11 protein-coding genes are annotated in these 11,067 nt (G+C 37.6%); 3 read left to right on the top strand and 8 right to left on the bottom strand.

Annotated features, from left to right (window positions below; all coding sequences use genetic code 11):
* Positions 1 to 177: 177 nt before the first annotated feature.
* The 7 genes from KI369_RS02060 to KI369_RS02030 form a co-directional block, all read right to left on the bottom strand.
* A complete protein-coding gene (locus KI369_RS02060) occupies positions 178 to 465 on the bottom strand; it encodes a DUF2178 domain-containing protein (RefSeq protein WP_016085685.1) in 288 nt (95 codons plus the stop codon).
* Positions 462 to 689 carry a helix-turn-helix transcriptional regulator gene (locus KI369_RS02055; protein ID WP_212954912.1) on the bottom strand — a complete coding sequence of 76 codons (228 nt, stop codon included), beginning with the start codon at positions 687 to 689 and terminating at the stop codon, positions 462 to 464. Before KI369_RS02055 ends, KI369_RS02060 begins: the two co-directional genes overlap by 4 nt.
* Positions 690 to 872: 183 nt before the next feature.
* Positions 873 to 1,430, bottom strand: a complete 558-nt coding sequence (locus KI369_RS02050; protein WP_212954911.1) for a TetR/AcrR family transcriptional regulator — start codon at positions 1,428 to 1,430, stop codon at positions 873 to 875.
* A gap of 3 nt (positions 1,431 to 1,433) precedes the next feature.
* On the bottom strand, positions 1,434 to 2,156 hold the full coding sequence (locus KI369_RS02045; protein WP_212954910.1) for an MBL fold metallo-hydrolase: 723 nt from the start codon (positions 2,154 to 2,156) through the stop codon (positions 1,434 to 1,436).
* Positions 2,157 to 2,295: 139 nt separating this feature from the next.
* Positions 2,296 to 4,080 (bottom strand): acyl-CoA dehydrogenase FadE, encoded by a 1,785-nt coding sequence (locus tag KI369_RS02040; RefSeq protein ID WP_000416298.1) that lies wholly within the window; start codon positions 4,078 to 4,080, stop codon positions 2,296 to 2,298.
* Positions 4,081 to 4,317: 237 nt separating this feature from the next.
* Positions 4,318 to 5,490 carry an acetyl-CoA C-acetyltransferase gene (locus KI369_RS02035; protein WP_001206342.1) on the bottom strand — a complete coding sequence of 391 codons (1,173 nt, stop codon included), beginning with the start codon at positions 5,488 to 5,490 and terminating at the stop codon, positions 4,318 to 4,320.
* Positions 5,491 to 5,511: 21 nt separating this feature from the next.
* Positions 5,512 to 7,893 carry a 3-hydroxyacyl-CoA dehydrogenase/enoyl-CoA hydratase family protein gene (locus KI369_RS02030; protein WP_212954909.1) on the bottom strand — a complete coding sequence of 794 codons (2,382 nt, stop codon included), beginning with the start codon at positions 7,891 to 7,893 and terminating at the stop codon, positions 5,512 to 5,514.
* Positions 7,894 to 8,130: 237 nt separating this feature from the next.
* On the opposite strand from KI369_RS02030, the gene KI369_RS02025 reads away from it, so the two are divergent.
* Both KI369_RS02025 and KI369_RS02020 read left to right on the top strand, forming a co-directional pair.
* Positions 8,131 to 8,277 (top strand): YuzL family protein, encoded by a 147-nt coding sequence (locus tag KI369_RS02025; RefSeq protein WP_001096344.1) that lies wholly within the window; start codon positions 8,131 to 8,133, stop codon positions 8,275 to 8,277.
* Positions 8,278 to 8,374: 97 nt separating this feature from the next.
* On the top strand, positions 8,375 to 9,214 hold the full coding sequence (locus KI369_RS02020) for a D-alanyl-D-alanine carboxypeptidase family protein (protein WP_212954908.1): 840 nt from the start codon (positions 8,375 to 8,377) through the stop codon (positions 9,212 to 9,214).
* A 22-nt stretch (positions 9,215 to 9,236) separates the two neighbouring features.
* On the opposite strand, the gene KI369_RS02015 is transcribed toward KI369_RS02020, so the two are convergent.
* A complete protein-coding gene (locus KI369_RS02015) occupies positions 9,237 to 10,154 on the bottom strand; it encodes a proline dehydrogenase family protein (RefSeq protein ID WP_137051489.1) in 918 nt (305 codons plus the stop codon).
* 423 nt (positions 10,155 to 10,577) lie between these two features.
* Between KI369_RS02015 and KI369_RS02010 the strand changes: the two genes are divergently transcribed.
* Positions 10,578 to 10,952: a DUF1433 domain-containing protein gene (locus KI369_RS02010; RefSeq protein ID WP_212954907.1), complete on the top strand. Its 375-nt coding sequence runs from the start codon at positions 10,578 to 10,580 to the stop codon at positions 10,950 to 10,952.
* The last annotated feature ends 115 nt before the right edge of the window (positions 10,953 to 11,067 follow it).

Below are 11,067 nucleotides of genomic sequence, written 5' to 3'. Positions count from 1 at the left end.
TGAAAACACATGACTTCCTTACAGAAATCCAGAAGGGCTCTGAGCCTAGTCCCTCTCAAGATCCTATTGCATTTATTTTCGTTTGCCTTTCCTTAGCCATATACACATTTTTCAAACCTGCAAAATAATATCATTTAACAAAAAAGAGCCTCTAAACCATTAGAGACTCTTTTCCCGTTAATATCTTCTTTTCAAAACTACAATAGTTAAAGCATACGAACAAAGTACTCCAGCTAATAAAAATGCATTTGCTAATTTATACTGTTCGCCTGTCAATGAATATAGATTCCCGATTAAAAAGATAACTAAATATAGAAATAAAAATACAAATAATGAAATTTTAGCTGCATTCCCTGTAATATGCTCGCCTCTTTCATCTTCCCCTTCATTCTTCTGAAAACGTGTTGAATATAAAACACCTATTAGTCCTGCTACTGAGATTATGATCCCTATTACAATACTCATTCCGTTTCCCCCTCTATCTTATATTGAAAAACTTCATGAAACTCCTTACCTAAAATATGCGCAATTTCAAAAGCTAAAATTAAAGATGGATTGTAACGATTCACTTCAATTGAGGCAATCGTTTGTCTACTTACCCCAGCTTTGTTCGCTAAATCTGTTTGTGACCAGCGTTTTTCTGCTCTAAGTACAACGAGATTATTTTGTAAATTCCCACTCTGTTTCATAACCTCTCCTTATTTTACATTATTTTCTATATTTTCATTGTAATTTATTTTTAACATCATGTAAACTATTTTTAACACAAATAAAGTTAAACTTTAATCCTCCCACCTACCTTCCTTTTGAAATCATATGCGCTAAAAAACCTTAGAATCGCTTCTAAGGTTTTTGGTTATCTCGCTTCATATTCACTCTCTCATTACATGTAACCCTTTAATAAACGTTTCCAACAATACATGTAAACTTGTATCTAAATCTAATGGCAGACCAAATCCGCCCTGCTGTTCAATCGACGCAAATCCGTGACAAATGCTTCTAAATCCGCGTGTCGCATGAAGTGCATTCTCTCCTTCTAAGCCGTACTGTTGTAAAACCTGAAGACAAATATTCACAATTCCATCACCTGCTTTTCTTACTTCTTCATCTCGTAAAAAGGTTGCTTCATACAATCCAGGATGTTTGCGTACGAATGCTACATACGCTTCTCCTAAAGCATGAATTGCTTTATCCATACGTTTATCCTTGGCCGCTTCTTCCAGCTTGTTATGCAGCTGTTCTATTCCGTAAATACCAAGATGTTTCCGTACATCTTGTAACCCTTTTACATGATTATATAGTGAGGGAGAACGTATCCCTAACCTTTGCGCTAATGAAGCTAATGTTACTTCTTGTATTCCATTTGCATCTGCTATTTCTGCCGCTGTTTCTACAATTTTCGGTAATGTAAGTCCGATTCTCGGTGACATTAATTAACCCTCTTTCTTACTTTCTATATTCCACTTCGCTTCCTTAATAGCAAGCTCTATGATAGCGCCTGGATCCTTTATCATTTTCCCATGTCCTACCGCAAGTAAGGAAGGCTGATATTCGCTTAACTTTTCTGCACTTTGTAATGCGACTTCTTTACTCCATGTTGCCATCGCCGGAAACGGAAACCAAAATTTCATTTGTCCCGAAACAGCCATGCCCCCTCTTGTTTGAAATGCATCCCCAACAATAAGAGCTTTATTCCGTACATCAAGAAACGACATGGAACCTGGCGTATGTCCTGGTGTCATAATCGCAAGAAGCGATCCAACTCGGTCGCCATCTTCCAATAAAACATCAGGTACCGTTTTTACTTTTTTAGGTACACCGCCTTTTATCGGTATATTCGGTTCATCCTTTTGTAACGTTGTATCTCCTTCTAACAGCTTTGCGTCCCGCTTAGAAATATAGACTGGAACATGAGGAAGTACTTCCTTTAATGCGTCTAATGCACCGATATGATCATCATGCGCATGTGTTAATACAATCTTAGTAATTGGTTTTCCTATTTTCTCAGCCGCCTGTAAAATACCTTTTGCGCTATATGGCAAAGCCGCATCAATTAAAGTTAAACCATCTTCTTCCTCCACAAAGTAACAATTCACAGGAAACACTCTTGGCAAAAATGACAATTGATATACTGTTTGCTCATGTATCATTCTCATATTTCCATCTCCCTTTTCACGAAAACTAATATCATTAGTTTTATTATACTAATGGTATTAGTTTTATGTCACTAAAAATTTCATTTTTACAAAAAAAAAGAAAAGTAGCCGTTTATACGACTACTTTTCTTTACAACTATTAAACTGTGTAACGCTCATCTTCTAAAATTTTCGCAGCGATTTCACGTTTCTTCGGAATTACGTTAAGTGGTGTGTGGCGTGTTAATTTACGTAATGATGATAACATCATGCGCAGCATGTCGCCGTTTTCAACCGCAATAAGTGTTTCTTTCGCATCTGCTTCGATTTCGTTGAATGCTTCTTGGCAGAATACTTCAGTGTATAACACTTTTTGTTTATTCTTTTCTAGACCAGTTGTTTTAATCGCTTTTTCCGTACGAAGAACAGCTGACTCCATTGCGTATAGGTTGCTTACGATGTCAGCGATATTCACAAGAATTTCTTGCTCTTTATCTAATGCTTTACCGTATTTTTGAGCAGCTAATCCAGCTACCATTAAGCCGATTTTCTTCGCGTTAGTTACTAAATATTTTTGAAGTGCTAATGGCTCATCGCCTACTTCTTCTGGCATCATCATCATTAACTCTTCTTGTAATTTTTGTGCTTTTTGAAGAAGTGGTAATTCACCTTTCATCGCTTTACGTAAGAACGTACCTGGTACGATTAAGCGGTTAATTTCGTTCGTTCCTTCGAAAATACGGTTAATACGAGAATCGCGGTACATTCTTTCAATCTCGTACTCTGCCATAAATCCGTAACCACCGTGAATTTGAACACCTTCATCTACTGTGTAATCTAGTACTTCAGAACCGAATACTTTGTTTAAAGAGCACTCGATTGCATATTCAGCGATAGAAGCTGCTACTGCTTTACCGTCCTTTACTTCTTCTTCAGATAATGTGCTCATGCGGCTTTCAAATAAACCTACTGTACGGTATACAGAGCTTTCAGCTGCATATGTTTTCGCTGCCATATTTGCAAGTTTCTCTTGAATTAATGGGAAGCGAGCGATTGGTTGTTTGAACTGTTGACGTTGGTTTGCATATTGTGCTGAAATTTCTACTGCACGTTTCGCAGATCCAACTGTACCAACACCTAATTTATAACGACCGATATTTAAAATGTTGAATGCGATAATATGACCTTTACCGATTTCACCAAGTAAGTTCTCCTTTGGTACTAATGCATCTTCTAAAATTAACGTACGAGTTGAAGAACATTTAATACCCATTTTCTTTTCTTCTGGGCTTGTAGATACGCCAGCATATTCTTTCTCTACGATAAATGCTGAGAAGTGCTCTCCATCAATTTTTGCGTATACGATAAATACATCAGCGAATGCAGAGTTTGTAATCCACTGTTTTTCACCATTTAATACGTAATGTGTACCTTCTGCATTTAAACGTGCAGTTGTTTTTGCACCTAATGCGTCAGATCCTGAACCTGGCTCAGTTAATGCGTATGCAGCTAATTTTTCACCAGTTGCAAGTAATGGTAAATACTTTTTCTTTTGCTCTTCGTTACCGAATAATACGATTGGTAAAGATCCGATACCTACGTGAGCACCGTGAGTAATTGCAAAGCCACCAGCACGAGAGAATTTCTCTGCGATTAACGCTGAGCTTACTTTATCAAGGCCAATTCCGCCATACTCTTCTGGTACGTCAGCGCCTAATAAACCAAGTTCCCCAGCTTCTTTTAAAAGACGAACAGAACGATCAAACTCATGTTGCTCTAAATATTCAAGCTCTGGAAGAACTTCATTTACGATAAAGTCCTCTGTCGTTTTCGCAATCATTTTATGCTCAGATGAAAAATCTTCTGGCGTAAACACTTGATCAATCGTAATCTCATCAACTAAAAAGCTACCGCCTTTAACTGCACTTCCTACTGTTTTTTCCATGAAAATTTCCTCCTTCATATTTTCATGAGCCGCTTCTCTCATTTTGAAAGAAGCTGGCTCTCCCTTTTGTTTTTATAAACCTTTGTTGCTTCCATTCTTTTTTATAATCCAGTTCCAGCGGCTAGAATGTTCAGTGGCTAGAACAGTCGGTCGTTTCACCCCTTCCTGTGAGGCAAAGAGCGCCTCTTCGTCAGGGCTTCCAACGCCCTCCTGTTCTAAGCAAGCCACTTCCACTTTTTATAGTAATTCAAACACTCCCGCTGCTCCCATTCCGCCGCCGATACACATTGTTACGATACCGAATTGTTCGTTGCGGCGTTTCATTTCGTGAATAAGAGATAGTGTTAGTTTTGCTCCTGTACAGCCAAGTGGATGTCCAAGTGCGATTGCACCGCCATTTACGTTTACTTTTTCTTCATCTAATCCAAGTTCACGAATAACTTGAATGGATTGAGAAGCGAATGCTTCATTTAGTTCGAATAGACCGATATCTGATAGCTCTAAGCCAGCTAATTTTAACGCCTTTGGAATTGCAGCGATTGGGCCGATTCCCATTACTTCTGGTGGTACGCCAGCTACTGCAAATGAACGGAATTTCGCAAGTGGTTTCATGCCATCACTCACTGCTTTTTCACGATCCATTAATAGTACAGATGCTGCACCGTCACTCATTTGTGAAGAGTTACCAGCTGTTACAGAACCGCGAACGTTAAATGCTGGACGTAATTTACCTAAAATGTCTAGCGTTGTTTCTGCTCTTACACCTTCGTCTTGCGCGAAAATGATTGTTTCTTCTTGCAGTTTATTGTTTGATCCAACAGTACGTAACGTTACATCTACCGATACTGTTTCATCAGCGAAGTTACCTGCCGCTAATGCTTTTGCAGCACGTTGATGACTTCTTACTGCAAATGCATCTTGCTCTTCACGAGAAATTCCATATTTCACAGCAACTTGCTCTGCTGTATGTCCCATACCCATATAATATTCTGGAGCCGCTTCTACAAGGCGACTATTCGGACGAACAACGTGTCCCATCATTGGAACTAAACTCATTGATTCCGCTCCGCCTGATAATACAGCTTCCGAGTGACCAAGCATAATACGCTCTGCTCCGTAAGCGATACTTTGTAACCCTGAAGAACAGTAACGGTTAATCGTAATAGCTGGAACATCGTAAGAAAGTCCTGCTAATCCGCCGATATTACGAGCCATATTTAAACCTTGCTCTGCTTCTGGCATTGCACAACCGAAAATTAAATCATCGATTGGTCCTTCATAATTCGCACGCTTTAACGTTTCCTTTACTACTAACGCCCCTAGATCGTCAGGACGAACTGTTTTTAATGAACCCCTCTTTGCTTTTCCAATTGGTGTTCTTGCTCCCGCAACAATGACAGCTTCTCTCATGAACGATATCTCCCCTCGTTATTAGTTACGTAATGGCTTTCCTTTTACAAGCATGTGCTGCATTCTTGCTTGTGATTTCATCTCACTTACTAAGCTAATAAATGCTTCACGTTCTACATCTAATAAATACTGCTCATCAACTTCTGTTCCGTACGGCACTTTTCCGCCCGCAATGACATATGCAAGTTTCTTCGCAATGTGAAGATCATGTTCAGAAATGTAACCTGATAAATGCATTGCTTCTGCACCAAGTACAAGCGTTGCATATCCTGTTTCACCAACAACTGGTATCTTTTTGCGAATCGGCGCTTTATAACCCGCTTCATATAAAGAAAGTGCTTTTTGTTTCGCATCATATAGTAAGTGATCACCATTCACACTAATACCGTCTTTATCGCCTAAGAAGTTGTTCGATACAGCTTCTTGTGCTGATGTAGAAACTTTCGCCATCGCTACAGATTCAAATACTTTATTCGCAACTTTTTGCAGATCAAACTCTACGCCGTTTGGCATTTTATTTAAGTGTTTAATGTATAGCTCTTTATTACCGCCTCCGCCAGGGATTAAGCCAACACCAACTTCTACTAAGCCCATATACGTTTCGCTAGAAGCTTGAATGCTCGCTGCTGGTAAGCAAACTTCTGTACCTCCGCCAAGCGTCATACCGTATGGAGCTGCTACAACTGGCTTAGAAGAGTATTTAATTTTCGTCATTGCATCTTGGAAGTTCTTCACAACCAACTCAATTTCAAAGTAGTTGTCATCTTGTGCTTCCATTAAGATCATTGCTAAGTTCGCACCAACGCAGAAGTTCTTCGATTGGTTACCAATAACAAGACCTTTATAATTCTTTTCTACTTCATCAACAGCGTAGTTAATCATTTGCGTAATATCCATACCAATTGCATTGCTCTTCGAATGGAATTCTAAGCAAAGGATACCGTCGCCTAAATCGATTAAGCTCGCTCCGCTATTTTTCTTTAATACACCATTTTTCGCTTTTAATTGTTTAAGAGAAATTGCCTTTTTATTACGTTCGATTAGCTTATATTCGCCATTATCGTAATAGTAGCTATCTCCGTTATCATGTTTATAGAAAGTAGTGAAACCTTTCTCTACCATTTCTTTCACCCAAGTCGGAACAACTGCGCCGTTTTCTTCCATCTTTTGAACGGATTTTTCAACGCCGATTGCATCCCAAACTTCAAATGGTCCTTGCTCCCAGCCGAAGCCCCACTTCATCGCTTGGTCAATTGCAACGATATCGTCAGCAATTTCTTTATGAAGTTTTGCAGAGTATAAAAGAGTCGGTGTAATGATGTTCCATAACAACTCTCCTGCGCGATCTTTCGCGTATACAAGCGCTTTCAATTTATTCGATAAACCTTTTTCCTGTTTACTTAACTCGATAGATGCAGCTTTTAATTTTTTACGAGCTTCGTATTCCATCGTTTCAGGATTTAGTTCTAAAATTTCTTTTCCTTGTTTTAAGAAGAATCCTTGACCTGTTTTGCTTCCAAGCCATTTTTTATCAAGCATGTCATGCATGAAAGCTGGTACTTTAAATACATCACGCTCTTCTTCTTGTACATTTTCATATACGTTATTTGCAACGTGTACGAATGTATCTAAACCAACAACATCTAATGTACGGAATGTTGCGCTCTTCGGACGACCAATAAGCGGGCCTGTTACAGAATCAACTTCCCCAATGCTATAGCCGCGTTTTATCATCTCTTGAAGAGTTACTAATAAACCGTACGTACCGATGCGGTTTCCAATAAAGTTTGGTGTGTCTTTTGCGATAACAACGCCTTTTCCAAGAACGTCTTCGCCAAATAGTTTCATGAAGCTTAATACTTGTGGATCTGTTTCTTTCGTCGGTATTACCTCTAGAAGTTTTAAATATCGTGGTGGGTTAAAAAAGTGTGTGCCTAAGAAGTGTTTCTGGAAGTCGTCTGAACGACCTTCTGCCATTTTTTCAACTGAAATGCCTGACGTATTCGAGCTTACGATAGAACCCGGTTTACGAACAGCATCTACTTTTTCAAATAGTTTCTTTTTAATATCTAAGTTTTCAACAACTACTTCAATAATCCAATCTACATCAGCTAGACGCTCAAGATCATCTTCTAAGTTACCTGCTTCAATCAGTGCTAGATTTCCTTTCACTGTCAGAGGAGCTGGTTTTTGCTTTAATAGTTTTTGCAGTGCCGTATTACTAAAACGATTTCTCACACTTTTATGTTCTAATGTAAGTCCCTTCGCTTCCTCTTCTTTTGTTAGCGCAGGTGGTACAATATCAAGCAATAATGTCGGAATACCAATATTAGCTAAGTGTGCCGCAATCCCCGAACCCATTACGCCTGAACCTAGAACAGCAGCCTTTTTAATTTGGAACATCCAATTCTCCCCCTATTCTTGAATGAATGCTCATTCAATTTTTCGACATAAGTCGCAATCAATGAGTGAGCCTCTACTAATAAATATATGATACAGTTTGAATTTTCGCAATATATTTATTGATAAAATTTTCTGAAATAAATATTTTTCTTTTATTTGTCCATGCTATATGTATGTATTTTCTTCACTCAAATACACTTTTCCTTTTTATAATCTGACGAAACTGGAGGAATATATATGGCAAAACTTAAGAAGAACCCTTCAAAAGCTGGAATTAGCGCAGCGAGCGTAACTGGAAATGCAGGTCCGCATAATCACGGTGTGGAAAAGGGCCGTCAAGGTAATAACCAGCAATACAAGAAGCATAATATGGGCGAAAAATAACGGTATATTTTTGGGCAGAAAACGTGGCATAATGGGTAATGGCTGCTTTTTCTGCCCAATTTATTTGTACATATGGAAAATAAAAGAGGGAACGATGATGAAACGAACAATAGTTATGATTGTAATGATTGCTACACTATTTACAGGGATGATTTTCTTCTCTTACGCACAAAGACAACAAACTGTAAGAGCTGATCAACCTAGCATTACTGGGCAATACGCCATTACAATCGATGCGGACACAGGTAAAATTTTGTATGGAAAACGAGAAGACGAACGCTCTTATCCGGCTAGTATAGCCAAAATGATGACAACCCTTCTTTTACTAGAGAATGTAAAAGAAGATGAAGAAATTACGATTACAGAGAACGCAATTAAAACGGAAAGTCAAAGTAAGAAAATCAAACTACGTGCTGGGGAAAAGTTAAAGCGTGATGAGGCATTAAAACTGATGCTTATCATTAGCGCGGACCCAATAGCTGAATCCATCGCAGAACATATTGCAGGGTCAAAAAATGAATTTGTAAAAATGATGAATGCTAGAGCGAAGGAACTTGGTACAAAGCATGCGACTTTTAAAAACGCAAGTGGTGCTGATGCACTCGGAAATAAAGTATCACCATATGACATTGCTATGATTACGAAAGAAGCATTAAAGTACCCAGTTGTTTTAGAATATATGAATTCAACACGTACCACTCTACATACTTCAGAACGCTCTCCAAACATCGCAAACTATGGACGAGAGGAACTATATGACGATCCATATGCAATTGGAAGTAAAAGCGGTCTGTCAGCACTCGGAAAATATACGGTCGTAACAGTGGATGAAAAAGACGGTAAACGCGTTATTAATGTTGTATTATCTTCTACTCGCACGCAACTATATCCTGATACGAAGAAAATGGCACATTACGCATTTCAGCAATTAAAATAACCAAGGAGTATTTTCTCCTTGGTTATTTTTTAACCATACCTTTTAATACGAACGCAACGTTTGCTGGACGCTCTGCTAAACGACGCATGAAGTAGCCATACCAGTCGTTTCCATAAGGCACATAAACACGCATTTTGTAACCTTCTTTTACTAGCTCAAGTTGGCGCTCATTACGAATACCATATAACATCTGGAATTCAAATTGGTCTCTTGGAATGTTGTGTTCTTCGGCAAGTTTTTTCGTATATTCAATAATCGCTTCGTCATGTGAAGCAATTGCAGTATAATTTCCATTTAATAAGTGCATTTTAATAATTTTTTTATAGTTATCATCTACATCTTTCTTCTCCGGGAACGCTACCTCTTCAGGTTCTTTATAAGCTCCTTTTACAAGACGTAAATTCGGACTATAAGCATTTAATTCTTCCATATCTTTTTCTGTACGATATAGGTAAGCTTGAATAACTGTACCAATATTATCATACTCAGATTTTAACTGTTTAAAGATATCAATTGTCTTTCCGCAGCGTGTATAGTCTTCCATATCAATGGTAACGAACACACCATTTTCTTTTGCAGCTTCTAAAATACGGCGCATGTTGTTCATTACGATTTCATCAGAGATATCTAATCCCATAGAAGTCATTTTTAAAGAAAGCTGCGAATCAAGACCTTCTCTTCCAATTGCACGAATCGCTTCAATCGATTGGTTAGCCATTTCATTTGCTTCCGCTTCATTATCAACGAATTCCCCTAAATAATCGATCGTTACACAAAGCCCTTGTTTGTTTAATGCCTGAATAGCTGCTGTCGCTAATTCAATTGTCTCCCCTGCGACAAAGCGACCTGCACCAAAGCGTAAACCGTACTTTTTAGCCAGTTTTGTTAGCGCTTTATTTTTTGACAAGAAAAGAAACGAATTTCGCATTAATTGTTCCATGTAATTCACCCCTATGACTGTGATTTATCTGTTTTTTACCCCTCTTCAAAATTATATCATTGTTTAAAATTATTGGATACAAATAATTATTTAGATAATTTATAAAATACTATAAAAACATTTAAAACCCTATATTTCCGCTTATAAATATGCAGGAAATATTTTTCGACATTTAGAAAAAACGAGTTTACTAGGCACAAAATAAGCATGTCGAAAATATTCGACATGCTTATAAAACCCTTTATATTCCATGTAAATTATATAAGGATATTAATGTGAAAAACAATATACGCTTCACATTCACCAATCATCGTGACTTTGAATATCTCCTTAAAAATTGTGTAATGACTAGCTCTTACAGTCATCTTTCACCACTCGTTCCATGATATATTTTAATTATATTTTAATGCAAGGAGATTCCAAATGAAAAAAAAATTGGTAATTGCATTTGTCATAATTTGTATTATAACAGGAGGATATATTGCAATGAAATATGTGGAGAAAAAAGAAAAAGAAGAGCAATTTTGGAAAAAACAAGAAGTACGAATAGAAAAGTACATTCGCTACAATGTGAAAGATGTCAAGTCTATTAGTTTTACTAAACATGATGTAAGTCCTATGGGTGTTCCATTTATAGAAGGATATATAAACAATAATGAAAAATTATGGTTTATCGGTCATATGAGCACTACAAAAAACTTTGAAGATGAACTTGGGTGTTCTGGGGAACTAGATGACAACTACATGAAAAAACCTGAAAAATCTGTATCCGAAATAGAAAAAGAAGAAAAAAAATAGAGCATGAATTCAAATCAGCATTCTTCCAAGAACATACGAAATAGCGGATTACGCAATTGAAAAATGCATTTAATTTTATAATGAGGAATCGATCAAAAAATGCACAACTTTTTCT

The sequence above is a fragment of the Bacillus sanguinis genome, assembly GCF_018332475.1.
GTDB classification, from domain to species: Bacteria; Bacillota; Bacilli; order Bacillales; family Bacillaceae_G; genus Bacillus_A; species Bacillus_A sanguinis.
The sequence above is the reverse complement of the archived record's forward strand: the minus strand, read 5'-3'. Positions and strand labels throughout refer to the sequence as shown.

Bases quoted from the DNA above. Each gene is read 5' to 3' on its own strand.
- KI369_RS02060 (WP_016085685.1), bottom strand. From the start codon at position 465: ATGAGTATTGTAATAGGGATCATAATCTCAGTAGCAGGACTAATAGGT.
- KI369_RS02055 (WP_212954912.1), bottom strand. From the start codon at position 689: ATGAAACAGAGTGGGAATTTACAAAATAATCTCGTTGTACTTAGAGCA.
- KI369_RS02050 (WP_212954911.1), bottom strand. From the start codon at position 1,430: ATGTCACCGAGAATCGGACTTACATTACCGAAAATTGTAGAAACAGCG.
- KI369_RS02045 (WP_212954910.1), bottom strand. From the start codon at position 2,156: ATGAGAATGATACATGAGCAAACAGTATATCAATTGTCATTTTTGCCA.
- KI369_RS02040 (WP_000416298.1), bottom strand. From the start codon at position 4,080: ATGGAAAAAACAGTAGGAAGTGCAGTTAAAGGCGGTAGCTTTTTAGTT.
- KI369_RS02035 (WP_001206342.1), bottom strand. From the start codon at position 5,490: ATGAGAGAAGCTGTCATTGTTGCGGGAGCAAGAACACCAATTGGAAAA.
- KI369_RS02030 (WP_212954909.1), bottom strand. From the start codon at position 7,893: ATGTTCCAAATTAAAAAGGCTGCTGTTCTAGGTTCAGGCGTAATGGGT.
- KI369_RS02025 (WP_001096344.1), top strand. From the start codon at position 8,131: ATGGCAAAACTTAAGAAGAACCCTTCAAAAGCTGGAATTAGCGCAGCG.
- KI369_RS02020 (WP_212954908.1), top strand. From the start codon at position 8,375: ATGAAACGAACAATAGTTATGATTGTAATGATTGCTACACTATTTACA.
- KI369_RS02015 (WP_137051489.1), bottom strand. From the start codon at position 10,154: ATGGAACAATTAATGCGAAATTCGTTTCTTTTCTTGTCAAAAAATAAA.
- KI369_RS02010 (WP_212954907.1), top strand. From the start codon at position 10,578: ATGAAAAAAAAATTGGTAATTGCATTTGTCATAATTTGTATTATAACA.